24 protein-coding genes and 2 tRNA genes are annotated in these 22,794 nt (G+C 65.6%); 10 read left to right on the forward strand and 16 right to left on the reverse strand.

The annotated features are described in order from the left end of the window. Window positions 1–271: hypothetical protein (locus tag OXG79_07645; protein ID MCY3783645.1), on the reverse strand; the 271-nt coding region annotated here is incomplete at its 3' end. A 255-nt stretch (window positions 272–526) separates the two neighbouring features. Here OXG79_07645 and OXG79_07650 point away from each other — a divergent pair. The 4 genes from OXG79_07650 to OXG79_07665 all read left to right on the forward strand — a co-directional run bounded on the left by OXG79_07650 (window position 527) and on the right by OXG79_07665 (window position 2,679). Then, entirely contained in the window at window positions 527–1,090 is a 564-nt protein-coding gene (locus OXG79_07650; GenBank protein MCY3783646.1) for a hypothetical protein, read from the forward strand. Between the two features lie 458 nt (window positions 1,091–1,548). Beyond that, window positions 1,549–1,746: a type II toxin-antitoxin system VapB family antitoxin gene (locus OXG79_07655; protein MCY3783647.1), complete on the forward strand. Its 198-nt coding sequence runs from the start codon at window positions 1,549–1,551 to the stop codon at window positions 1,744–1,746. Window positions 1,747–1,793: 47 nt separating this feature from the next. Continuing rightward, window positions 1,794–2,231 (forward strand): PIN domain-containing protein, encoded by a 438-nt coding sequence (locus tag OXG79_07660; GenBank protein ID MCY3783648.1) that lies wholly within the window; start codon window positions 1,794–1,796, stop codon window positions 2,229–2,231. Window positions 2,232–2,469: 238 nt separating this feature from the next. Beyond that, window positions 2,470–2,679 (forward strand): hypothetical protein, encoded by a 210-nt coding sequence (locus tag OXG79_07665; GenBank protein MCY3783649.1) that lies wholly within the window; start codon window positions 2,470–2,472, stop codon window positions 2,677–2,679. 160 nt (window positions 2,680–2,839) lie between these two features. Here OXG79_07665 and OXG79_07670 read toward each other — a convergent pair whose 3' ends face one another. Further along, entirely contained in the window at window positions 2,840–3,298 is a 459-nt protein-coding gene (locus OXG79_07670) for a hypothetical protein (GenBank protein ID MCY3783650.1), read from the reverse strand. Window positions 3,299–3,434: 136 nt separating this feature from the next. On the opposite strand from OXG79_07670, the gene OXG79_07675 reads away from it, so the two are divergent. Then, window positions 3,435–3,812 (forward strand): hypothetical protein, encoded by a 378-nt coding sequence (locus OXG79_07675; protein MCY3783651.1) that lies wholly within the window; start codon window positions 3,435–3,437, stop codon window positions 3,810–3,812. Window positions 3,813–4,332: 520 nt separating this feature from the next. On the opposite strand, the gene OXG79_07680 is transcribed toward OXG79_07675, so the two are convergent. From OXG79_07680 to OXG79_07690, 3 genes are read right to left on the reverse strand one after another with little or no spacing between them, the layout of a single operon-like run. Beyond that, entirely contained in the window at window positions 4,333–4,629 is a 297-nt protein-coding gene (locus tag OXG79_07680; GenBank protein ID MCY3783652.1) for a helix-turn-helix transcriptional regulator, read from the reverse strand. A 4-nt stretch (window positions 4,630–4,633) separates the two neighbouring features. Continuing rightward, window positions 4,634–4,915 (reverse strand): hypothetical protein, encoded by a 282-nt coding sequence (locus tag OXG79_07685; GenBank protein MCY3783653.1) that lies wholly within the window; start codon window positions 4,913–4,915, stop codon window positions 4,634–4,636. Continuing rightward, window positions 4,905–5,150 carry a helix-turn-helix transcriptional regulator gene (locus OXG79_07690; protein ID MCY3783654.1) on the reverse strand — a complete coding sequence of 82 codons (246 nt, stop codon included), beginning with the start codon at window positions 5,148–5,150 and terminating at the stop codon, window positions 4,905–4,907. Before OXG79_07690 ends, OXG79_07685 begins: the two co-directional genes overlap by 11 nt. Window positions 5,151–5,532: 382 nt before the next feature. Between OXG79_07690 and OXG79_07695 the strand changes: the two genes are divergently transcribed. After that, window positions 5,533–5,934, forward strand: a complete 402-nt coding sequence (locus OXG79_07695; protein ID MCY3783655.1) for a helix-turn-helix transcriptional regulator — start codon at window positions 5,533–5,535, stop codon at window positions 5,932–5,934. Next, window positions 5,931–6,902, forward strand: a complete 972-nt coding sequence (locus tag OXG79_07700) for a hypothetical protein (protein ID MCY3783656.1) — start codon at window positions 5,931–5,933, stop codon at window positions 6,900–6,902. Before OXG79_07695 ends, OXG79_07700 begins: the two co-directional genes overlap by 4 nt. A gap of 1,573 nt (window positions 6,903–8,475) precedes the next feature. Here OXG79_07700 and OXG79_07705 read toward each other — a convergent pair. Beyond that, window positions 8,476–8,552, reverse strand: a tRNA-Ile gene (locus tag OXG79_07705). 62 nt (window positions 8,553–8,614) lie between these two features. Here OXG79_07705 and OXG79_07710 point away from each other — a divergent pair. Further along, window positions 8,615–8,687 (forward strand) — tRNA-Ala (locus OXG79_07710). A gap of 161 nt (window positions 8,688–8,848) precedes the next feature. On the opposite strand, the gene OXG79_07715 is transcribed toward OXG79_07710, so the two are convergent. The 5 genes from OXG79_07715 to OXG79_07735 all read right to left on the reverse strand — a co-directional run bounded on the left by OXG79_07715 (window position 8,849) and on the right by OXG79_07735 (window position 13,062). Then, on the reverse strand, window positions 8,849–9,469 hold the full coding sequence (locus OXG79_07715; GenBank protein MCY3783657.1) for a peptidylprolyl isomerase: 621 nt from the start codon (window positions 9,467–9,469) through the stop codon (window positions 8,849–8,851). A 98-nt stretch (window positions 9,470–9,567) separates the two neighbouring features. Beyond that, the gene (locus tag OXG79_07720; protein MCY3783658.1) at window positions 9,568–10,188 is read right to left on the reverse strand and encodes a peptidylprolyl isomerase; all 621 of its coding nucleotides are present in this window, start codon (window positions 10,186–10,188) and stop codon (window positions 9,568–9,570) included. A 211-nt stretch (window positions 10,189–10,399) separates the two neighbouring features. Next, entirely contained in the window at window positions 10,400–11,020 is a 621-nt protein-coding gene (locus tag OXG79_07725; GenBank protein MCY3783659.1) for a peptidylprolyl isomerase, read from the reverse strand. Between the two features lie 208 nt (window positions 11,021–11,228). Beyond that, the gene (locus tag OXG79_07730; GenBank protein MCY3783660.1) at window positions 11,229–11,849 is read right to left on the reverse strand and encodes a peptidylprolyl isomerase; all 621 of its coding nucleotides are present in this window, start codon (window positions 11,847–11,849) and stop codon (window positions 11,229–11,231) included. A 94-nt stretch (window positions 11,850–11,943) separates the two neighbouring features. Then, on the reverse strand, window positions 11,944–13,062 hold the full coding sequence (locus OXG79_07735) for an NAD-binding protein (protein MCY3783661.1): 1,119 nt from the start codon (window positions 13,060–13,062) through the stop codon (window positions 11,944–11,946). A gap of 217 nt (window positions 13,063–13,279) precedes the next feature. On the opposite strand from OXG79_07735, the gene OXG79_07740 reads away from it, so the two are divergent. Further along, window positions 13,280–14,902, forward strand: coding sequence for a hypothetical protein (locus tag OXG79_07740; GenBank protein ID MCY3783662.1), 1,623 nt, complete (start codon window positions 13,280–13,282; stop codon window positions 14,900–14,902). Window positions 14,903–14,927: 25 nt separating this feature from the next. Here OXG79_07740 and OXG79_07745 read toward each other — a convergent pair whose 3' ends face one another. The 3 genes from OXG79_07745 to OXG79_07755 form a co-directional block, all read right to left on the reverse strand. Beyond that, window positions 14,928–15,950, reverse strand: a complete 1,023-nt coding sequence (locus OXG79_07745) for a hypothetical protein (protein ID MCY3783663.1) — start codon at window positions 15,948–15,950, stop codon at window positions 14,928–14,930. Window positions 15,951–16,157: 207 nt separating this feature from the next. After that, window positions 16,158–17,258: a proline/glycine betaine ABC transporter permease gene (locus tag OXG79_07750; GenBank protein ID MCY3783664.1), complete on the reverse strand. Its 1,101-nt coding sequence runs from the start codon at window positions 17,256–17,258 to the stop codon at window positions 16,158–16,160. Window positions 17,259–17,268: 10 nt separating this feature from the next. Continuing rightward, the gene (locus OXG79_07755) at window positions 17,269–18,462 is read right to left on the reverse strand and encodes a glycine betaine/L-proline ABC transporter ATP-binding protein (protein MCY3783665.1); all 1,194 of its coding nucleotides are present in this window, start codon (window positions 18,460–18,462) and stop codon (window positions 17,269–17,271) included. Window positions 18,463–18,870: 408 nt separating this feature from the next. Here OXG79_07755 and OXG79_07760 point away from each other — a divergent pair, with 408 nt between their 5' ends. Continuing rightward, window positions 18,871–19,941 (forward strand): sialidase family protein, encoded by a 1,071-nt coding sequence (locus OXG79_07760; GenBank protein MCY3783666.1) that lies wholly within the window; start codon window positions 18,871–18,873, stop codon window positions 19,939–19,941. Between the two features lie 6 nt (window positions 19,942–19,947). On the opposite strand, the gene OXG79_07765 is transcribed toward OXG79_07760, so the two are convergent. Further along, a complete protein-coding gene (locus OXG79_07765; protein MCY3783667.1) occupies window positions 19,948–21,600 on the reverse strand; it encodes a family 10 glycosylhydrolase in 1,653 nt (550 codons plus the stop codon). Between the two features lie 243 nt (window positions 21,601–21,843). Next, window positions 21,844–22,779, reverse strand: coding sequence for a family 43 glycosylhydrolase (locus tag OXG79_07770; GenBank protein MCY3783668.1), 936 nt, complete (start codon window positions 22,777–22,779; stop codon window positions 21,844–21,846). Window positions 22,780–22,794 lie beyond the last annotated feature (15 nt).

The raw sequence follows: 22,794 nt of genomic DNA on the forward strand, positions 1-22,794 counted from the left end.
TAATCAGCAAGATCATCACCGTAATCGTGATGATAGTTCGCAGGACATTCAGTAAACCACTATCGCCAGCCCCTATCTCCTCAGCGGGTTGCTCCGCTGCGATGGCGGCGCTGGAGGCAATGGGCGTACGATCTGTCGATTGTTCGGATGTTTGTGTTTCAGTAGTTGGTTCAGGACAGACGCATTCGTCACTTTGAAATACAGCCACAAAGACCGACATGGCGGTAATCACTGCCATGAGGGTGAACAGGACTGTCCAAACTGTCTTCATCTGGCACCTCCCTCTGCGAGAGAATATAGGGTCGGAAGCGGACAGACATTCGCAAGCGCCTAAGCACAGCCCGCTTCAGGCGTAGTATAGTAGCTTTGGGTCGTGGATCGCGTTGACTTGTGATCTGCTATTGCCATGCTGGTACAGGATCGGTGACCGGTGTCGAGTTGACGTGACCGAGCCGCTGGGGTTGACCGCCCAGCGGCTCGGTATGCGCCAATGAAAGTGAGAACGCCACGAGACACAGGAGAGCGCATGGTGCGCATTCTCGTCCCGCTGACCGCCGTCGTGATCGCCGGAGCCCTGTCCGTGACGGCGGCTGTCGCCGTGCTCGACCACCGCCGAACCGCCGAATGGAACACCTTCATCTCGAACGCCATGCGTGCGGACTCGTCTGGACCTATGGTGACTTCGGAGATCGTTCGGGAAGTACCAGTCCATGGGTCGCACCTGAGGTCAGACGCCCCACAGGAATTCCTCTATGTCAACGGTGTCGGCCCTGAGCCGACGTCCCCCATCAACCTGGTGTCCGAGGGGTTGTGGCTTGTCCGGATTCGCTTCGCGGACGACGAGCCGCCGGATGTTGACACGATCCCGAGCGTGAGCCTTACCAGCGTCAGCGGTTCCGGCGGCATCGCGTGGTCGGGAGACTGGTGGAATCACATCTACGTCACGGCTGACAGCGATTGGGCGCTGATCCTGGGCGAGCGGATGGCCGTATTCGCGCCTGGTGAGGTCGTGATGCACATCTCGGACCTCCCCGACGACGTCGCCTGGTGGGCGGAGTTTGAGCGGCTTGGCGAGCTCAAGCCGCCGTAGGCACGTCCGGTCCTCGTCCACCACAGGTCGTAACCGACCGTCGCAGCCCGGCACTTGACGTGCTGGGCCTGGAGGCCTTTCAGCAGCTGCACCTGCTTCGCCGTGTGGCTGGCCAGCGTGCGCATCTTGCTGGGACTCTGGGTCCCGTGGCACGACATGCGGGGAGGTTGCGTGCTGGCGATGCTGGTCGGCGGGCAAGCACGCTCGCCGGCTCGGGTCGTCTACACCATCCGGCCATCGTCACAATCGTCAGAAGCTTAGGAGTTGCACTAAACTCCGTAGGGTACACGGCTGCTCGGACCATGCACAGGGGATAGGCAGGACGACGGTGATGACGCAGACCACTGCAGAATTTGTCATTCTCAAGGTGGCGGGTGACGCTGCGCCAGGCAATGGGAGTCACCACCCGGCTATAATATGGCATGACTGTACAAGGGGATATGGCTGGTAAGGGCAGGATGAAGACGACGATTGACATCCAGGACGAGTTGCTGGCGCGCGCCAAGCGGCACGCGCAACGGACCGGACGCCCGTTGCGTGCCGTGGTTGAAGACGGCCTTCGCCGGGTGCTCTCGACGGCAGCTCCGCGTCAACGCTACTGTCTGCCCGACTACAGCGTAGGCGAAGCCGGGGTGAGTGATCCCTTGGAGGCGTAGTCTTGGCAGGACCTCCGAGAGGTCATTTACTCGGAGCCTGAACGCCGATGATCGCCGTGGACACAAACCGGCTAGTTTATGCGCACCGGCGCGAATCGAGGCACCACGAGGCGGCCTCCTCGTTGCTGCGCGAGTTGGTGCAGGGTGACGATGCTTGGGCCATTCCCTGGCCCTGCTGCTACGAGTTTCTCAACGTGGTGACCAACCCCCGCATCTGGAGGGACAACGCCACCAGCCCGGAGCAGTCGTGGCGTCAACTCGCCGCTTGGACAGCGTCCCCTTCACTGCGGCTGATAGGGGAGACCGAGGACTTTCCGGAGGTATTGGAGAGGTTCGTGCGACGGCCCCGAGTGATAGCCGGAGTTGTCCACGACGCCAGGATCGCGGCCATATGCCTGGCCCATGGAGCCGAAGCGCTACTGACCCGGGACCGCGACGTCTCGCTATTCCCGGAACTCAAGACGCGGGACCCAATCGCCGGGTGAACCCTCGATAGATTGCCGAGAGCAACCTGTAGGGCTGAAACTCTCGAAGAGAACGGACGCACGCCAAGTCCGCGGAGCAACCGTGTTGGGGTGGCAACTCCTAGGCCGACATGGGGATCCAGGTGCTTGTTCGCGACTGGACTTTGCTTGAGGACGAGCAGTTTGCGCAGGCTGGCCACGAGGGCGACCTTGGGCCGCTTGCCCGCCGCGAGAAGCCGCGGTCGTGGTCAACGAACCGATGACGTATTCGCAGCTTATCGGGAGAGCCGCCGAGATGTGGTTGGACCGGCTTGTCTCCGGTCTTCCCCTTCTCATCCTCGCCCTCGTCACCATCGACTGGTGGCTTTCCATCGCCTTCGTTAGTCTGAGTGCGGTAGTCATTGGATCAATTCTCTGCCGGGCATTCCTCAACATCATGGAGCGCCACTACAACGGCCGGAGGTGGTAGTTATATGAATACCGCAGAACTCGCCTGTGCGATTCGGAGCGTCCTTGGGCGCGAGATGCCAACTCGTGACGTGCGGCAATTGCTCCGAGCGCTATTTCCTGCAAGCCGGCCCGGGCGCGGACGGCCCTGGATGCTGAGTAAGCGACAAGTCGACATCGTACTAGCGTGCATGAAGCAGCTCAGAAACTACGAAGACGAAGTGCTGCGCCGCGGGTAGGCGCACTCGACGATGATGGCTACACGGTACGGCATCGGTATCGTGCCCTTGCCGTGTACCGACGGGTTGTTGCCGAACACGTAGCTGACACTTCCGTACACCGTGCTCGCTCCACATCGCCGTCTGACCGGTGTCGTCTCGAAACAGGATGCGATAGGCCGTATCCAACTCGACGACGTGATGCACGGGCTCGCCAGTGAACACCACATCCGTCAACTCGCCCGGCCTGAGGGGCAACGCGTTCCATTCTGGCTCGCCACCTTCGTCGCCATCGGGTGAAACTTCGCCATAGCGCATGAGGATGCCGAATGCCCACACTTGGACGGCAGGGATCCGCTGCCACGGATCCCGGACCATCCCCAGCACGACCAGCAGGCCGATCAGCAGCGCGTTCTCGATCACCTGAAATAGTCGCTCCAGCAAGAAGCCTCCGAGAAGCGCAAAGCTATAGCCCGTTGCTTCCTACATCCAAAGCAGGAGCCGGTCAACCACGCGGGGTTTCGCCTTCACACCACGAATCTATCCCATTGAATCAAGTATGCAGCTGCCGATCGAACTGGGGTTCTTCGCCGATATCCGATCGACCGCGGATGGCGAATTCTCGGTCAAACCAGAGTTTTTCGACGTACCGCTTGCCGAGGCGGTCGTTGTCCCGGTCACTGAGGCTGATCCACGAGTTGTCGTACCCCCTTCGACATTCGGTAGCGACGCTCGTGCGGCGAACTTGGCTTTATGTCAGATGCCAGATTGGCGCGTTTCACCGTCTCTCACAATGGCCCAATATGCCACTTTGACAATAAACGAATCCGATGCTAAATCGGAAATGGCGAGCATGCAATCAAGCTGGACATCGACATCCGTGGTATGTAAGAAATCCGTCAACTTGGAATACGAACGCGCATCAAGTCCGTCCTAACGTCGCTGCGCATCGGTGGGCTTCCCGGTCGTTGCGTTGAGTTCCTCCGGGTGGGGGTTAATCCGGGTAAGGACGCCACTCGCACGCCCACGCTCGCTATTGAACGAGTCACCGAGCGTGACTGTGGTCCGCTTCCGCGTCGCCGGCTTGAATCGGCTGTAGGTGTCGCGGCACGGGATCGCAGTGACGTCTCGCAATGACATCGAGTCCGTGGACGCCGGAGCGCCGTGTTTCGACAGAACGTCCGGGTTCTCGCGGTGCTTGGCTCGGCCGGGAAATCGTCGCGCGAGTTTGATCCGGTCCACGACAATGGACCTAAGCATCCCCTTGCCCGTTTCGAGCGAAGCCTTGAATCGGCCTTCCGGTTCCCCGCAAGCGCGGGGATAACCCCATGATCAGCTCGGCCCAGTTGATGTCCGGCGAAGTTCCCCCGAAGGCGCGGGGTAGACGCCGCCCTGCCGCGCCGTCCCCGGAGACTGACCATAAGCGAGACGGCGCATCCGGCGGACACTGCCGATGGTCAGGGAGCCGGCGGCCCGCCCGGCTCCATCCCGGGGTCTGGCAAGTCCCGCTCGGGACACATCAGCACCTCTATGAGCCCCAACTGGTCGGCAAGGGTCAGCAGGACGAAGAGATGCGGTGCACTCGGCACCGTCCCCCGCCGCCACTCGCGGAGCCGGTAGGGGCTTACCCCGAGGCGGCGCGCGAGGGCGCGCCAGGAAACCCCGCCGGCCGCCTTGAATCGCTCCAGCCGCGCGGGGAAGTCCGGCGGAAAGACCGGGGTGACGGGGCGGTGGATCCGACGCTGGCGGCCCATATCCTCACCTATCCCATGACTGGCCGGCGTCGTTTCCGAGCAGCAGGTCGAGGCCGCCGGGGACGCGTTCCGCCAGTCGGAAGAGCGCGAACAGCGCGCCGCCGCAGGGTTCCGTGCCTCGCCGCCAGCGCTGCACCTGGCGCACGTCCACGCCGAGGCACATGGCCACGCCCTCCCAGGAGAGGCCCATGGTCTGCTTGAGCCGCTCCAGTCGCTGGGGGAAGTCCTCTGGCAGGAAGGGCCAGCCCAACATGAGATGGGACGGCGGGGCCGACCTATGGCGCATCGCCGTTCTCCACGATGAACAGGTCATCGAAGCGAGCGATGTCGAGGCCCCGCTGCAGCCGCCGCCGCATCCGGGGCGAGGGACAGCGCTGGCCGGTGATGAGTTGTGACAGGTAGCCGGAGCTGATGCCCATCTGGCGGGCGAGGTCGTTCTGGGAGCGGTTGGTCCGATTGAGCCGGTCCCACACGGCGTAGGGGTTTAGGCGGACCTTGGGCCGGGGGCGCTTACCGGGCACGCTGGTCGGCCTCCCGCGACGACGCCGGCTCGACGTCGGATGGTGCGGCATCACGACCAGGCCCGGTGGCGGCCGCGCGATCCTTCAGGTAGGCGCGGACGATCAGCCGCGCCAGGAGACGGAGCCCCTGGCGCCGGAGCGCGTCCTGCGCCGGGGGAAGCCGCAGCTGGCCGGTGGTCGTGGGCAATGGGTGCGACCTTCCGCGGAGACGCCACGGTGCGCGCGGAGGCCGGGCACACGGACGCCGGATAGAGGACTGGTACTTCTGCTATGCAGAAGTATAGCAACAGGATAGGGACGTGAAAACGCCAGTCGGCGTAGACCGAGTACTTCAGGCGGCATATGCTTGCTTTCGTCTAGCAAAACACCGTATGCTTTGGATATGACGCATGACGAGCGGACCGACACCGACATTGGTGCCTACCTGCGCCAGCTGCGCGGGACCCGGAGCCTGCGCGAGGTCTACCGCCGCACCGGCATCTCCGACCCCTACCTCTCCAACATCGAGAAGGGGCACCGGCGTCCCGGTCCGCGGGTCCTCCAAAAGCTGGCTGCCTTCTACGGGGTGTCGCTGCAGGACTTGCTCAAGCGCGCCGGGCACTTGGACGCCGGTGATGACGCAGGGGCCGACGCGGAGGCGAACGTCGACCGGGCCTTCGACTTCGTCCTGGCCGACCCCAAGTTTCGGTTCGGCACCCGTCCCGACGGACCAATGAGCCTGGCGGCCAAGCGGTTCATCGTGGAGATGTACGAGACGCTGACCGGGAAGCGCCTGCTGGAATGACGCGCACGCTCGACGACTTCTGCGACAGTCTCGTGGACCAGGGCCCCGACCAGTGGCGGCCGGCCCCGGCCGCGCTGGCCGACGCCTTCGTCAGGTACTTCCGCCTCTCGGGGCGTCCAACCCTCGACGAGGTGATCCGGGTCCTGCGAGACGCCGGGATCGCCGCCGTCGTCGCCACCCACCTGCCCGGCGGCCTGCGGGGCTTCCACTGCGGCCTGGCACCCGGCGCGTACGCCATTCACTACTCGACCGATCAGTGGGCGGGCGCCTGGGAACACACGGTGCTTCACGAGACCTACGAGATCATTGACGAGATGCTCCAAGACCGCGCCGCGGACCCCGCCCCCGTCCGGAATCTCTGTCGCGAAGCCGACCAGTTTGCCGCGGCGGTCCTCATGCAGCCGGCAGCGTTCACCGGGCTGGCCGTGGCGACCGGGCTCGACGTGCTGGCCTTGCGGCAGCGCTACCGCCGGTCCTATGCCTCGGTGACCCTGCGGCTCGCCGAAGTGCTGCGCCAGCAGCCGTTGCTGGCGGTGCTGTATGAGCGCAGGGAATCCGGCGTACCCGCCGCGTGGACTGAGCGGCCGGCGCCCGGCGCGTTTCGAGCCACGGTCGTGGCGCGCACGCCCGGGTTTGGGGCGCGCAACGCCGGCCTCCTCAGCGGCACGCGGGGCGGCATGCCCCGGCGGGGCCGCCCGCCAGCCGCGGACGCGTTGGTGGCGCAGGTCGTGCGGAGCGGCCGGGCGAGCTATGCCGAGGAAGAGCCGGCGGGCAATGATCTTGGCACGGGCGACGTCGCCGTCGTCGTAAGGCCCGTCGTCTGGCACCGACGACTGGCCAAGATCGCGCTCGTCGCCGTGCCGTATCGCGACCGAAGCGCCCTTCAGCCACAGCTCGCCAGCGCCGATTTCGCTGATACGAGTGGCCGCAACCTCGCGACAGCGCAGCACGAAAGGACATCCGCATGACGCAGCCGCCTGACGTCCGACTGGTGGCCCTCTACGCCCGCGTCTCCAGCGACCGTCAGGACGTGGACCTGTCCGTCGCGGCCCAACTTCGGGCGCTCCGCGACTACGCCGCGAAACACGGCTACGTCGTGGCGCGGGAGTACGTCGACGAGGCCGAGAGCGGCCGCGTCGCCGATCGGCCGCAGTTTCGCCGGATGCTGGAAGCGGCCAGCCAGCCGGACGCCCCGTTCCAGGAAATCCTGGTCTGGAAGTTCTCCCGCTTCACCCGCAAGCGCGAGCACGCCGTGGCCTTCAAGTCCATGCTCCGCCGACGTGGCGTGCGGGTCGTCTCCATCACCGAGCACGCCGACGACTCCCCCACCGGCAAACTCATGGAGGCCATCATCGAGAGCGTGGACGAGTTCTACAGCGAGAACCTGGCGCAGGAGGTCACCCGCGGGATGCGGGAGGCCGCCGCCCGGGGCTTCTGGATACCCACCTACGCGCCCTACGGCTACCGCAAGGTCTATGTCCAGGACGGCGCCAAGCAGCGCCCGAAGCTCGCGCTGGCCCCGCCCGCCGACGCCGTGGTTCGGCGCATCTTCGAGCTGGCGCGCAGCGGCCAGAGCGTGCTTGGCATTACCCGGATCCTCAACGCGGAGGGCATCCCAACCACGAACGGCAAGCGCTGGCTAAAGACCACGATCCACCAGATGCTGACCAATGAGGCCTACGCTGGCACGTTGATCTGGGGGCGCAACGCCAAGGACGGCGGACCGCCGATCCGGGTCGAGGCCGCCGTTCCCGCCATTGTGTCCCGCGCAGCGTTCGACCACGTCCAGCGGCTGCTCAAGTCGCGGGCGCCCAAGCAGGTGAATCCGCGCCGCATCGCCAGCCGCTACCTCCTCAGCGGGTTGGTCCGCTGCGCGCCCTGCGGCACGTCGCTCACCGCCTCGGAGGCGAAGAGTGGCAGGTACACCTACTACGTCTGCCAATCGAAGATCAAACGAGGTGCCGAGACCTGCACGACGCCGAGGCTCAACGCGCCCAGGTTCGAGCAGTTGATCATCGAGCAGCTGCGCGATCACATCCTCACCGAGCGCAACATCCGCGCGTTGGTCGCGCTCGTCGACGAGGAGATGGATGGGCTCGCCCGCGAGCAGCGCGACAAGCTGGCGACGATCGAGCAGGAACTCGATGAGCTCAACCGCGCGCTCGACCGTATCTGGCGAGTGATCGAGACCACCGACCTAGAGGTTGCCGACGCCGCCGAGCGGATCCGTGAACACCAGCAGCGCAAGGATCAGCTGGAGCTGGCGGCTGACGACACTCGCCGAGCGCTCGCCGAGCGGCGGCAGCTGCTGGACAGTGCCGACGTGATCGCCGAGTTCGCCAAGGACATGAGCCGGTTCCTCCTGACCAGCGACATCATGGAGACGAAGGCGTTCATCCGCTCCTTTGTGAAGCGCATCACGGTGCGACCTGGCCGGGCCGTCATCCGCTACACCATCCCGATGCCAGACGACAGTCCAGTCGGGCGCACAGACGCCTCCGAGGTGGCCCTCGACGGCGACTTTATGAGTTCGGTACGTGCTGGTGGGCCCTCGTGGATTCGAACCACGGACCTCGCCCTTATCAGAGGCGCGCTCTAACCGACTGAGCTAAGAGCCCGGAGCCCTGGGGATGGTATCAGAGCCCCGCGCCGGTCCGGCGCTAGCCTAGAATCTGGCAACGGGGATGTAGCTCAATTGGTAGAGCACTGCCTTTGCAAGGCAGGGGTTAGGGGTTCGAGTCCCCTCATCTCCACCCACAAACGGTGGTGGCAGCCCGCGCCACGCATACGCAGGGATCGGCTTGAGGATCCTTCACGGTCAAGCCACCCCCGGCGCCCAGTTTTCGTCAGCGGCCGGTCCCGGCAAGCGGCCTGGGCGCCTAGCTGTCGACTCCACGGGTGGCGCACAGCGGCATCAGCACCGGCCGAAGCCCATCCACGCGGGCAGGCAGCCTTCCGTCGCGACCGTCGACAGAATGGTGACTTCTTCCTCCGCGGCCTCGATCTTGTCCAACGTCGCCCAAGACACCGCATGGTTTTCCCTGACATAGCCGAAGATCGTGTACTCGTGCGGCGCCTCGGCGCTTCCGGCCAGATCGCCCAGGATGAAGAAGAACCGCGATCCGTTGGAGTTCGGCGTCCCGTCGTTGGCCAGGGCAATCAGTCCCCGCGCGTACGGCCGCTGCGGCGGCTCGATTTCAAAGGTGTAGCCCGCGTTGCCGGTGCCCGTGCCTGTCACGTCGCCGGATTCGGCGAGCACACCGGGAACAACCCGGTGAAACGCCAGGCCGTCGTAGTAGCCCTCGTTGATCAGGAAGATGAAGCTGTTGACCGCCAGCAGTGCTTCCTGCGGCAACATCACGAATCGGATGCGCCCGACGCTGGTGGTGAAGGTGACGCTATAGCCCCGCTGATCTTCAACCTCCATCGGCGGATAGGCGTCGTAGACAGGAGGCCCTTCCGGCTCCGACTCGCCGCACGCGGCCACGACGATGAGCATGAGGGCAGCTAGCCCAAGGATTGTCACTCGCCGCATGGCGCCCCCCGTCGGCCCCTGGGTCCGCCTGACATTCTGCCGCACCTACCCTGGAATAGGCTAGACCGAGCGGACCACCCAAGTAGTCCCAGCACGCGTCATGAGCACTGGAAGGGACCGCCGCTCGGCAGGCAGCCCTCCGTCGCCTTCACCGACTCGATGATGACCTCTTCCTGCGCGGACTCGATCTTGTCGAGCGTTGTCACCGACGGCGCGTGATTCGGCTTCAAATGGCCGAATACCGTGTACTCGTGCGGGGCCTCGGCGCTTCCCGCGAGGTCGCCCAGAATGAAGAAGAACCGCGAGCCGTTGGAGTTCGGCGTCCCATCGTTGGCCATGGCGATGCCGCCGCGCTCGTACGGTCGCTGCGGCGGCTCCACCTCAAAGGTGTAGCCCGGATTGCCGGTGCCCGTACCCGTGGCATCGCCCGTCTCGGCGAGCACTCCGGGCACCACCCGATGAAACGCGACGCCGTCGTAGTAGCCCTCGTTGGCGAGGAAAATGAAGCTGTTGACCGCCAGCGGGGCCTCTTCCGGCAGCAGCTGGAAGGTGAGGCGCCCGACACTGGTGGTGAAGATGACGCTGTAGGACCGGCGCAGGTCGATCTCCATCGATGGGGAGGCCTCATAGACCGGCGGCCCTTCCGGCTCCGCCTCACCGCACGCCGCTACGACGATGAGCAGTAGGGCAGCCAGCCCAAGGAGTGTCACTCGCCGCATCATGCGCTTCTCCCTCTCCATCAGCCCCCGGGTCCACCTGTCATTCTGCCGCACCCGACAGGGGCATAGTGAACCTACCGCATCCGACATGCGGGTCGAAGCCCCCTCATCCGCGGCCGTCCGATCCATCGGCTCAACTCGCCGACGCCACGCGCCCATTCGGATGGCGCCTGCACCCATGACGCGAGCTACGCGTTGGCCGAAGTCGGCCCTAGCATGCCCCGTAGTTGCCCCGACTCGGCAGACATCCCTCGGTGACCTGCAGCGACCGGATGATGACCGCTTCCTGGGCGGCCTCGATCTTGTCGAGCGTCGCTACGGACGGCGGGTGATTCGGCTTCAGATGGCCGAATATCGTGTACGCGTGCGGCGCCTCGGCGCTTCCGGCGAGATCGCCGAGGATGAAGAAGAACCGTGAGCCGTTGGAGTTCGGCGCCCCGTCGTTAGCTAAGGCGATGCCGCCGCGTTCATAGGGCCGCTGCGTCGGCTCCACCTCGAATGTGTAGCCCGGGTTGCCGGTGCCCGTGCCCGTGGCGTCGCCCGTTTCGGCAAGCACACCCGGAACGATGCGATGAAACGTCACGCCGTCGAAGTAACCCTCCCTTGCCAAGAAAATGAAGCTGTTGACCGCCAGCGGCACCTCTTGCGGAAGCAGTTGGAAGGTGAGGCGTCCGACGCTGGTGGTGAAGACGACGCTGTAGGACCGGAGCGGATCAATCCCCATCGGAGGGTAGGCCTCATAGACCGGCGGCCCTTCCGGCTCCGCCTCGCCGCACGCCGCCACCGCGATGAGCAGTAGGGCAGCCAGCCCAAGGAGTGTCACTCGCCGCATCATGCGCTCCTCACCGTCAGCCCCTCGGTGTGTCAAGCATTCTGCCGCACTTGCCATGGAACCTGCTAGACCACTCGCAACCGACATGCGGGTCGAGGATCCGTCATCTACGGCCGTCCAGCCCACTGGCTGAACTCACCGGTGCCGTGCGCCCATTCGGACGGCGCGTGCGCCGACGAAACGAGCTAGACGCCGCCCCCAATCGGTCCTAGCACGGGCCGTAGCCGCCCCAGCTCGGCAGGCAGCCTTCCGTGGCCTTCAGCGACAAGATCGTGACTTCTTCCTGGGCAGCTTCGATCTTGTCGAGCGTGGCCAACGACGGCGCGTGGTCTTCCTTGTAGTGGCCGAAGACCGTGTATTCATGCGGCGCTTCGGCACTTCCCGCAAGGTCGCCGAGGATGAAGAAGAAGCGCGATCCGTTGGAGTTCGGCGTCCCGTCGTTGGCCAAGGCAATGCCTCCGCGCTGGTAGGGCCGCTGCGGCGGCTCGACTTCGAAGGTATAGCCGGGGTTGCCGGTGCCCGTTCCGGTGGCGTCGCCCGTTTCGGCAAGCACGCCGGGGACGATGCGATGAAACGCCACACCGTCGTAGTAGCCGCTGTTGGCGAGGAAAATAAAGCTGTTGACCGCCAGCGGCGCCTCTTCGGGATTCAGGACGAAGCTGATGCGTCCGACGCTGGTGGTGAAGGTGACGCTGTAGGGCCGCAGCGGATCAATCTCCATCTCCGGGTAGGCGTCATAGACCGGAGGCCCTTCCGGCTCCTCCTCCCCGCAGCCCGCCACGACAATGAGAAACAGGGCCGACAGCCCGACCAGGATCGCTTGCCGCATCACGATCATCTCCCCGACCGCATGACGTTCTGGCAACCATTCTGCCGCACGCGCGAGCGGGGCTTCCACCAAACGCGCCAACGCTTGATGAGTTCTACTTCGAGCCTGTGCGCTGTTTGGAGGGCACGGGCAGCGCATCGACCAGTTCATAACGCTCGAACAGTCGCTGCAACGCTTCAGGGACGCCCACGACCACGAAAACATCGCGGGCCTCGAGCACACGGTCCGTCGCCGGCGCCATCTCCGTGCGCCCCTGCCGGACGAGGGCCAACATCGAAACCCCAAACTCCTGGAGCGACAATGTGTTCACGGTTTCGCCAATCAGCCGGGATCCGTCCGGAACGGCCATTTCGCGGATGTCCAGGCCAGGCGCGTGGGGATCAAGCAGCTGGTCGAGCACGTCGCGCACGTTGGGCCGCCGGATAAAGTCCACCATGCTCAGCGCGCCCTCGATCGGCGGCGAAAACACACGCAGGGCGCCGGCCGATTGCAACCGCCGGACCGCCTCGTCCGATGCGGCGCGCGCGATGACCGGCACCTCTGGCGCCAGCACGCGAGCCGCCAGCACCGCGTAGACGTTTTCGGCGTCGTCGTCGGTGGCGACGACGAAGGCGGCGGCGCGCTCGATACCCGCCTCGGTGAGCGCCGCATCCGACGAGGCGCGATCGGCAATGCTCACCAGACCGTCATCGGCGGCCGTCTGGACCCGTGCCGGGTCGACGTCAATGACCACGACTTCGCAGCCGTCGTTGCGCAACTCTTGCGCGATGCGCGCGCCGACGCGGCCATACGACCCGACAATGTAGTGACCCTGCATGTGCGAAAGGAACCTCGCGCGTCGGCGGCGCGCAAAGTGTGCACCCAGATGGCCTTCGGCGAGATACTCGATATAGTTCGCCGCCGTCCAGGCAAGTGTACCGACGCCGGCCACGATCAAGACCGATGTGAACACGCGCCCCGCCGTGGACAACGTGTGCACCTCCGCGAAGCCCACGGTGCTGAGGGTGATGACGACCATGTAGAGGGCGTCCACCGGAGCCATCCCCTCAATCGCGATGAATCCGACCACCCCGACGACGGAAACCACAGCCAGAAAGAGGAAGCCCGGAATCAGCCGGCGCCGCCAGTAGAACTGCGCAATGCTCGCGGCCTTGCCGGATGGCCGAGACGGGACGAATCGCCGGGCGCCCGGTCGGGTCTCCGTGTGCTTCACCTGGCGGAAATCTCGGGTTTAGCGGCTGTGCGTATCTTGCAACGGCGCCTGCCGTCCGTCACACCATTGACCAGGTGTTACAGCGGCGGACCGCGCCGGGTGGAATAGCGCCGCCCCCCGCGAACAGGCATCATCCGGCCGTGCAATCGGCCCGCCCGAGCGGTTTCCGGCAGGCGCCGCCGGGCCGCGGCGGGCGCAGGCCGAGCCTGGAGGGACCTTGAGCCAGCTCGACGCCACGCAACTGATCATCGGCGACACGCCGCAATATTTCTTCGACGACGGTCTAATCGAAGAGGTGCAGCACGTTACGCGCCGCCTCCATCGACCGGTGAGCGTCGACGGCAGCCCCTTCATCCAGCGCGACCGCCCCTGGGAGCATGTGCCCTACTTCAGCAGCGTGGATTGGAGCTTGTGGCGAGACCCCGAGACGCAGCGCCTCCACTGCACCTACACCGATCTCAACGTGAATCGCGAGCGGCTGGCGCGCAAGGGCGGCGCCTTCATCGACTGGGCCAACGGCCGCCTGCGTGTCTGCTACGCCTACTCGGACGACGGCTTCGAATGGGTCAAACCCCCGCTCGGCCTGGTGCGCGAAAACGGCCACGACACCAACATCATCCTGGGCAGCGAGGCCTACGGGAGCGTGTGGGGCTTGTCCGTGTTCGATGACCCGCTGGAAGACGATCCCAACCGGCGCTACAAGGGCTTTCACGTCATGGTGCCGCCGGGATATGCCGTGGCCAGCGACGAGCCGGGCGCGCACGTCCGCGTGGGCTATTCGGCCGACGGCATTCGCTGGACCGTGGGCGACGACCGTCCGACCGTTGGCCGCACCGGCACCCGCATCGGAGATTCGGCGCAGCCCGCATTCGATCCCGGCACGGGCACCTATCTGCTCTTCACCCGGCATCCCTGGATGAGCCTGGCGCCGCGTGCTCGTCCGCTGCACGCCACCGAGTTGGGCGGCCATCCGACCTGGGACGCGGCTGCCGGTGCGCCGAACCGCCGCGGGCGCCGCCGCATCTACCTCTCGGAAAGCCGCGACTACCTGCACTGGAGCGAACCGCGGCTGATCCTGGCGCCCGACTCGCTGCTCGACAACATTGATGACTCGTTTTACAGCATGAGCGCGATGTGGCTCGGCGGCCAATGGATCGGTTTCGTGCAGGTGTTCCACATGGTCGAAAACACGCTCGACGTGCAGCTGGTGCACAGCCGCGACGGACGCGATTGGCAGCGGCTCTTTCCGGGGCAAGCCTGGCTGCCGCTGGGACCGCCGGGTTCGTGGAACCAGTTCTACACCAGCCTGCCCCGGTTTCCCGACGTCGACGGACCGGAGTGGTTGGTGTTCCACGGCGGGTCCAAGTCCCATCACGACTGGTGGATCCACGGCCAGGAAGAGGGCCTGGACGCCCCTGAGGCTTGGGACATGAACCTGGTGGGATTCGGCCTGGGCCTGGCGAAGCTGAGGAAGTTCGGCTTCGTGTCGCTCGACGCCGACCGCATGCGCGAGGGCATGATTCTGACCCAGCCGTGGGTCGCGCCGGGCCAGCGACTGGTGATCAACGCCGCCTGCGGCCCCGAGGGCTACATCAAGGTCGAGGCGCTGGACGTGCACGATCGCGTCCTCGACGGCTGTGGCCGCGACGACTGCGACGTCTTCACCGGCGACGCCATCGAGCATACGGTGACGTGGAATGGCGACCCGAGTCTCCCCCTCGACGTCCCGTCATCGGGCGGCGAGGTCTATACCCACCGCCTGCCGCACCGGCGGCTGCGCTTCATCCTGCGCGACGCGCAGCTCTATTCGTTCCGGGTCGAGCAGGCGGCGACGGCCTAGAAGAACCGCCGCCGCCTACGTCCGACTAGGAGGCCGTGGGCCAGCCGTCCGGAATCTCGTCGGCGTCAAGGGCTGCTTGAATGGCCTCGGCGGCCTCTGGCGTCACCCACGCGCCCCAAATGTCGGGGTTGCTCTTCAGCCACCAGATCGCGGCGTCGTTCGTGCCGGCGTCGGGATTGTCGAGCAGCCACTGAGCGATCGGCTTGTAGACCTCGATGTTGAGGTCCCAGGCCCGCAGCATCTGGACGACGTCAGGCGCCGTGGTCAGCAGGTCGGGGTGCACTGCGATCAGGATGGTCGCGTCTTCAAATCCGCACGCCTTGGTGGTCAACCAGCATTCGTCGCTGTACGCCGGCTCTTCGAGTCGAACCACGTCCAGCACCAACGCCGGTTCGTTGGTTCCCCACTGGTACCCGAGCCATGGCTCGCCTTTCTCATAGGCGCCGTACAGATCGGCGTTGAGTGCGGCGCCGTCGCCGGGGTTGATGACCTCCACGTGATCGGCAAGCCCGTAGGCTTCGATCTGGGCCGCCACGTTCTCTTCGCAGGCCCAGCCAATGACGCACGACACCAGCCGCGCCTTGCCGCCGCTGGCCGCCGTCGCGAAGATCTGCTTGAACTGCTCGTCCTTCAAGTCTTCGACGTTATCGAGCTCGGGATATTGCTCCTGGAGATAGGCCGGGATCACAAACCCGGACTGCCAGTCGTTGCCCAAACTCTTACCAACGGAAACGACTTCGCCGTTGGCAATCGCCTCGTCCCAAGCCTCCTGTTGGTTGGGTAGCCAGATTTCAAGCGTGATGTGGCTGTCGCCGTTCCGCAGGCCCTGGAAGAGCGGCAGCGTGCTGCCGAAGACAACGTCCGTGGAATAGCCATAGCCTTTTTCGACGATGTACTGCGCGATGCGGTTTTGCAGTTGCGCGCTGTCCCAGTTCAGATCGCTGAACACCAGCGTCGGCTGTGGCTCGTCGGACTCCCCGCAGGCAGCGACCCCCATGACCGCGAGCACCGCGAGTACAAGCATGAGCCGCATGTAGCGAGTCAACATGATTGACGCCCTCCCCATAACCGTTAAACCGAATACCGTCGCGGTAGCACCTTAGCTCGCGGTGCAACGATGCGCGAGCGCCGGCAACCAGGGCGCCCAGGAATCGCGCCGCCCGCGCCACCCTGACGGTCCAATCGCCCAGTGATTGGTCCGCATCGCACGCGCAAGAAGCACCGTTGGGCGGGACGGGCGGTGGGACCGCGACGACTATCCGGCGCGGCGAATCTCATGCCGGCCGCGGGACACGGCCTGGGTGAATCGGTCGAAAATGATGGCCAGAAATACGATGGCGAGACCCGCGATGAGTCCATTGCCGGGCTGGTTCTTTTGCAGCGCGCGCAGCACGTCGTCGCCGAGGCCGCCGGCAGCCACCATGCTGGCGATGGTGACCATACCCAGGGCCATGAGGGTGGTTTGGTTGACGCCGGCCATGATGGTGGGCAGCGCCATGGGAATCTGCACCTTCGCCAGGATTTGCAGCGGAGACGCGCCAAACGAGCGGACGGCTTCGATGGTCTCCGGCGACACCTGGCGGATGCCCAGATTGGTGAGCCGGATCAACGGCGGAACCGCATAGATAATGGTGGCGAAGATTCCGGCGGGTTTCCCCAGGCCAAAGAACAGGATGCCCGGCAGCAGGTAGACGAAGCTGGGCATGGTCTGCATGGCGTCGAGGATGGGCCGCAAGATGTTGTCGGCGATCCGGCTGCGCGACGCCAGCACGCCCACCGGCAGGCCGATGAGCACCGCCACCGCCACCGCCACGATCATTAGCGCCACGGTATCGATGGTGTTCTCCCAGAGGTCCATAAAGCCGATGAAAAGCAGCGCCAGCACGGTGAAGCCCAGCAGACGCCAGCGCCCGGCGGCGAAGGACACAAGGGCCAGACCGAGAATGACCGCGGGCCACGGCAGCCAGCTCAACACATCCTCGATGCGCACCAGGGCCACATCGACAGCCGAGCTGAGGCTGTCGAAGAGCCAGCTGACCTCAATATTGAGCCAGTCGACGGCGTCATCAATGGCCGTCCCGGTAACCTCCCGCACGGTGCGTTCAATCGTCGTCACGCCACCGCCCGATGTCTCGACCTGGGACTCGGACACGGTGGTCGGAAAGTCCATCTCCGTGCCCCAAACGGCCAGGCAGACAACCACGGCGATGGCGACCACCACGGCGCCGGCAATCCAACGGCCATAGCGCGGAAGCGCCCCAATCCCGCCGGCGAGTTGACGGTGCGGCTCCCGAACCAGGCGAGCGAGCCTGGATTTGGGTGGGTCGACTGGGGGCCGGGAGTTCGGTCGATCCATGCGAGTTTCTCTAGCCAGCCTGCGCCACGGTCTCTAACAGCACGGCCCGGCGTATCTCGCCCAGCAGGCTGCCGTTATCGCTGACGACGGCCACGGCATGTTTGCTGTGGGCGGCGATTGGAATCACGTCGGCGATGAACGCGTCGGGCGACGTGGTGACGGCCTGATCGACCGGCGCCCCATGGAGCGATCTGGCGCCTTGGGCGGCCAGGGCCGTCGCCTGCTCCGTGGTGAGGACGCCGCGCAGGGTGAACGAGCGACTGATCAGGAACACGGCGTCGAGCTTGTGCTGCTGCATGGCGTGCAGCGCCGCGCGGGGCCCCTGCCGCTCGTAGATGACCACGTCGGGCTCACCCATGATTGCCCGAGCCTGCACCACCTTGGCCCGCGAGACGTCTTGCACGAAGTCGGTCACATAGTCATCGCTGGGCAAGGTGACGATCTCCTCCGGCGACCCCTGCTGAACGATCTGTCCGTCGCGCATGATGGCGACGCGGTCACCGAGCTTGAGGGCTTCGTCGAGGTCGTGGGTGATGAACACGATGGTCTTGTGCAATTCGGTCTGCAGCGAAACCAGCTCGTCCTGCATTTCGCGGCGGATGAGGGGATCAAGTCCGCTGAACGGCTCGTCCATCAGCAGCACGTCGGGATCGACTGCCAGGGCCCTCGCCAGCCCCACGCGCTGTTGCATGCCACCGCTCATTTCGTGCGGGCGATAGTTTTCCCATCCCTTCAGCCCCACCGTTTCGATAGTCTCGGCCGCCATCCGATAGCGAGTGGGCTTGTCGATCCCGCGAATCTCAAGGCCGACGGCGACGTTATCGATGACGCTGCGGTGCGGGAGCAGCCCGTAATGCTGAAACACCATCGCCGTCTTTCGCCGGCGAAACTCGATGAGCTGGGCTTGGGTATAGCCGAGAATGTCCTCGCCGTCGAAATAGACTTGCCCCCTGGTGGCTTCGATCAGCCGGATGAGGCAACGCACCAGTGTCGATTTGCCGCTGCCGGATAGCCCCATGACCACGAAGACTGCACCCTTCTCCACCGTGAATGACACGTCTCGAAGTCCGGTGACCAGCCCCAGTTCGTCCTGAAGCTCCGCGCGGCTCTTGGAGGCATGCTCAGGCTGAAAGACGCGGTCGGGCCGAGCGCCAAAGACCTTCCACAGGCCATCGACGACGATTTGCGACTCTTGCGCGGCCATAGGGGCGAGTGCCTTCAACCCTGCGGCGCCCGCCATCTTCGCATGCGCGCGCTTGCGGCGCGCCGCGTAGGTAGCGGGCGACCTTAGATCCGTCATTCCCGCGAAGGGAGACCCTTGCGCAATCCTTCGTCACTCCCGCGAAGGCGGGAATCCACCCCTCGGGCCAATCGACGATTCAAGGATGGCCACCGCGGCGCTGGACACCAGGTTGCACGAGGGCGCCGATTTCGCCCACTACCGCCGCGTAGCTGCGCCGGCGCGGCACTCGAGCTAAATCCGCACAAGCACAGGCGCGCCTATCGTGCCGGCATCTGAAGTCTACGTAGCGAAATACCATGGTTCGGCCACGGACCCATGTAGGCGTAGTCCCATTACGCGGATCAGAACGCCGCATGAGGAACAGATTTGATGACGCCCGGCGATCCCGACCTTCCCACAGACGCGCCGATCGCCGTCAACGACGCGCGCAAGCTGTTTCCCTCCGACGAGCCGCACATCCACCACATGGCCAGCCTGGCGCGCTTGCCGGGCGGCCGGCTCGTGCTCAGCTTCAGCCGCATCGAGGGAGCCCGCCGGCTCAACAACGGCGTGTTGATGGTCTCGCGATCCGACGACAACGGGAGGACTTGGACCACCCCCGCAGCAATCCACGCGAAAGCCGGCTGGGACTGCCTCAACATGGGTGGGCTCATGCCGTTCAGCGACACGAGGTTGCTGCTGGCGCTGGGCCGGCTGCAGATCGATCCGACCCTGCCTGGCGACGAGCCGTGCACCGGCTGGCACATGGCCACACGGACATCGACCGACGGTGGAGAAACCTGGTCATCCATCAGCCCTGAAGTCCGCATGTTCCCAGGGTGGACGGAGCTCTACGGCGCCAGCAATCCGCATCGACTGGCCGACGGCCGCCACATGCTCGCCGTTATCGGCACGACCGGACGCGATGTCGGCTGGCGTGCCGGCGTAACCTTCACCGACAACCTCGGCGCAACCTTTTCGCCACCCGTGGTCGTCGCCGAACACCCAAAGCTCGGCTTCGGCGACATGGATATCGTGCGGCTGGTCGATGGGCGCTTCCTCGCCGTGGCGCGGGTGTTCGGCGGTCACGACAGCGTGTTCGCCCACTCCGCCGACGACGGCCAAACCTGGAGCGAGCCGCGCCCAGCCGATTTCGCCGGCGCCAACATCAAGCTGCACCGCCTCCGGTCGGGCGCGGTGCTCTGCGCCTATCGCGACGAGCGCGGCAATCGATCGGGCGTGGCGTGCAGCGTCAGCGCGGACGACGGTGAGACCTGGCGGCGCCTGGGATGGCTGGCCGCGCCGTCGCCCGGCCCGCCTCCGAGAGCGGACGGCGTGCGCTGCGGCTATCCCGACATTGCCGCCACCGGCGGCCGGGAGCTCGTCTGCGTCCTGCATCCCACGGCCGACGCCGCGGGCTGCGTCGACCTGCGCTGGCTGCGACTCGAAGACCGAACCTAACGCGGCCTACCCGGGCGTTTGGTAACTCAGATCCCAGTCGCCCAGGAGATTGAGCTTGTGGGTCGGCGTGACCAGCTCCGCCTCACCGGCCTCCCGCCAGGCGGCAATCTCCTCGCGATGCCCCAGCCGCCGCAGCGCCGTCCACATGTCTTGGTAATTGGCTCGGCCCGCGGGACCGGCGCAATCCCAAAAAAACAGGTGTGGCACGCCTGTCCCATAGAGGCCGTCGGCACGGCGGCGAAACTCCTCCGGCGAAAGGTGCCGCGGCATGATGTTGGGCGCAACCGTGCAGGGCGTGCCCTCGGTCAGGTCCAGCAGCCACCTGGCGGCTTCCGGATCGGTCCACGCCTCCAGTGAGCTGTCCATGCCCAGCTCCGACGAGTACGGAATCAGCGTGTCGACCAGGCCCTCGTCCACCCAAGCGCGCAGGTCAATCGCGATCTGCAAGTTCTCCTGCTCGGTGGCGCCGACGATGGCCGAAACCTGAATTCGGCTCGACCGGCCCTGCTTCTCCGCCTCCTCATCCATCGCCTCGCGGACCTCGCGCATGAACTGGGTCAGCGTTTGCGCCCGGTAGCGCAGCCAGGTGGGATCGTCCGGCGGCAGGAGTCGTGGGAAGCCCCCATGCGTCCGGGTGAATCCCTCGACGATCGGGCGCTCGTACTCAACCAGCGGCGGGCGCCGGTTGTATAGCAGGCAAACGCCGTCGATCGGATGCTGCGCCACTTCGCGGAGCAGGTCCACGGCATGGGCGCGAACCTCGGGGAAGCTGTAGGCCATGCGCGGCGTGCGCACGCCGTTTCGGTCCTCGCCGCGCCACTCGGGATGCCGCTTGTAGATGCCGTCGCCGTGGTCGAAGTGGTCGTGCGGCGGCGGAAAGTGGAATCCGGCCACCCGCCAACTGGCATGGAACTCCATGCCGATCTCATGGCAATAGTCCAGCGCGACTCGAAGTGGATCGATGCCCTGCGCGGCAAAGGCCCGCCAGCTCTCCGCGTGCAGGCGGTCGCCGACGCGGTCGAAATCGTCCAGCCCGTCGAACGTGCAGCGCCGCCCGATGTTGGTGAGGTTGTACATCAGGTCGCCCTGGCCGCATTCCCAATACATGCGCGAGAAGTCGGTATCGCGGTAGGGCTCCAGCTCGCGTCGGACCTCGTCCGCCGTCGTCATGCGCCACAACCAGTGGGGTCCGTGCGCGTCCTGGTGCGCGAAGAGCGTTCGGTTCCGAACGTCCGTCCTATCGGCGCGCGTCGCTTCGACCTCGGCCTCGGTGAGCGGCACGACCTTGATGTAGGCGATTCGCGCGTGCATGCAGCGCACCGCGCCAATGCCGTCCCCCGGGGCCTCCTGCCAGGCAACCTGGCCGATGTGGAGGTCCTGGCCGGTCAGATCCGCCACCTTCCAGAACATCTCCACGATCGCCTTGTCGTGGATGCGGGCCGACGTGGCGCTTGCGGAGTTGAGCATCGTTTCGACCGCGTCGTCACTGAGCCGCACGCGCACCGCGTGACCGTCGCTCTCGCCGGGTCGCGACGGCAAGACGCCGATTGACACCGCGTGCCAACCCTGCACGTCCAGCGGATAGCGCACCGTGGGCGCCGCCGTGTTCGGGCCGGCCAAGAGCATCGTGCCGGAGAGGTCGTCAGTCGCGTACGCCATTGCACGCCACCGGCGATGCTGTGGGTCTGCGCCTAACGCGTCCGACGGCTCACACCGATCCATATCGGTCCGAAAGATCGCCTCGTTGGTGAAGCCACGATCGGCAAAGTAGTCAACGGTTGTCTGCGCCACAGGACCCTTACCCTCTCCAACCTCGATGGTCGGTGGACTCGCCGCCATGGCCGGCAATGTACAGAACAATCCGCCAATTCGGTCCGAGCTCGAGCGCGCGGGTGCTGCCGGTCAAGCGGCCCGGATGCCGGTGTCGGTGGCAACCACCGGGATCGGGTCGCAGACGCAGCGCGTGCTGTCGACGGTGGCTGTGCCGAGCATCACCCAGCGGCCCTCCCACCAGATGAGACGGCTGGCGTAGGGCTGCACCGGCGCGTCCGGTGGCAGCACCTCGCCGGTGCCGTGAACGCGAAACGGGCCCAGCGGCGACGCGCCGACCATCGAAAAGTCGGCGCTCCGAAAGGGATGCCCGGGAAACCGGCGCCTGAACCAGGGGACGATGCGGTCGGCCGAGGTGCAAAACAACAGGTAGTACCGCCCGTCGATGCGGTACACCTGCGGAACCTCGATCTCGGTGGCGATGGGGTCCACGTCCAACGGCGGCTCCACCTGCCACGCCTGCATGTCCCGGCTGGTGGCCAATCCAACCGCGCCCCGGCGGCTCCGATCCGGGTGCTTGCTCCGGGCGCACACGAGCTGATGGACGCGGCCCTCGACCTCGAAGATGAACGGATCGCGCCATTGGCCGTACGCCCGGTGAACGGGGCCGAGGCGCTCGTAGAGCCCGGGATCGCGTTCATTGACCGGATTGCTCTCGCATTTGGTCCAGCTATACAAATCGTCCGACACGGCCAGTCCCACGCGATGCACCTTGCGCGTGGGCGGGTTCTCACCTCGGCGCAGCGCGCTATATGCCATCCAGTAGCGCCCCTTCCAGGTGAGGACTGAACCGGTGGACAGGGTCTGGCTGTCCCAGGATTCACCGCCGCCGCGCTCCAAGGCGAAACCGAGGAAATCCCAGTGCACCAGGTCGCGGCTGACCGCGTGGCCGATATCCCAGTTCCAGGAAGGGCGCGGCTCCGGCGAGGTGCAGAAAAAGCCGTGGGCCACGCCATCACTGACGACAAACCATGAGTCGCCGATGGTGAAGCCGGGCAGGCTAAACATGCTGCCCGTTCAACA

The sequence above is a fragment of the Chloroflexota bacterium genome (genome assembly GCA_026706485.1).
In the GTDB taxonomy this organism is placed as follows: domain Bacteria; phylum Chloroflexota; class UBA11872; order UBA11872; family UBA11872; genus JAJECS01.

Coding starts and splice junctions, on each gene's coding strand:
- OXG79_07715 (MCY3783657.1), bottom strand. CDS start 9,469: ATGCGGCGAGTGACAATCCTTGGGCTAGCTGCCCTCATGCTCATCGTC.
- OXG79_07765 (MCY3783667.1), bottom strand. CDS start 21,600: ATGGCGTACGCGACTGACGACCTCTCCGGCACGATGCTCTTGGCCGGC.
- OXG79_07745 (MCY3783663.1), bottom strand. CDS start 15,950: ATGTTGACTCGCTACATGCGGCTCATGCTTGTACTCGCGGTGCTCGCG.
- OXG79_07685 (MCY3783653.1), bottom strand. CDS start 4,915: ATGCGCCATAGGTCGGCCCCGCCGTCCCATCTCATGTTGGGCTGGCCC.
- OXG79_07695 (MCY3783655.1), top strand. CDS start 5,533: ATGACGCATGACGAGCGGACCGACACCGACATTGGTGCCTACCTGCGC.
- OXG79_07655 (MCY3783647.1), top strand. CDS start 1,549: ATGAAGACGACGATTGACATCCAGGACGAGTTGCTGGCGCGCGCCAAG.
- OXG79_07660 (MCY3783648.1), top strand. CDS start 1,794: ATGATCGCCGTGGACACAAACCGGCTAGTTTATGCGCACCGGCGCGAA.
- OXG79_07665 (MCY3783649.1), top strand. CDS start 2,470: ATGACGTATTCGCAGCTTATCGGGAGAGCCGCCGAGATGTGGTTGGAC.
- OXG79_07680 (MCY3783652.1), bottom strand. CDS start 4,629: ATGGGCCGCCAGCGTCGGATCCACCGCCCCGTCACCCCGGTCTTTCCG.
- OXG79_07770 (MCY3783668.1), bottom strand. CDS start 22,779: ATGTTTAGCCTGCCCGGCTTCACCATCGGCGACTCATGGTTTGTCGTC.
- OXG79_07725 (MCY3783659.1), bottom strand. CDS start 11,020: ATGCGGCGAGTGACACTCCTTGGGCTGGCTGCCCTACTGCTCATCGCG.
- OXG79_07675 (MCY3783651.1), top strand. CDS start 3,435: ATGCAGCTGCCGATCGAACTGGGGTTCTTCGCCGATATCCGATCGACC.
- OXG79_07760 (MCY3783666.1), top strand. CDS start 18,871: ATGACGCCCGGCGATCCCGACCTTCCCACAGACGCGCCGATCGCCGTC.
- OXG79_07755 (MCY3783665.1), bottom strand. CDS start 18,462: ATGGCCGCGCAAGAGTCGCAAATCGTCGTCGATGGCCTGTGGAAGGTC.
- OXG79_07750 (MCY3783664.1), bottom strand. CDS start 17,258: ATGGATCGACCGAACTCCCGGCCCCCAGTCGACCCACCCAAATCCAGG.
- OXG79_07650 (MCY3783646.1), top strand. CDS start 527: ATGGTGCGCATTCTCGTCCCGCTGACCGCCGTCGTGATCGCCGGAGCC.
- OXG79_07700 (MCY3783656.1), top strand. CDS start 5,931: ATGACGCGCACGCTCGACGACTTCTGCGACAGTCTCGTGGACCAGGGC.
- OXG79_07730 (MCY3783660.1), bottom strand. CDS start 11,849: ATGCGGCAAGCGATCCTGGTCGGGCTGTCGGCCCTGTTTCTCATTGTC.
- OXG79_07720 (MCY3783658.1), bottom strand. CDS start 10,188: ATGCGGCGAGTGACACTCCTTGGGCTGGCTGCCCTACTGCTCATCGTC.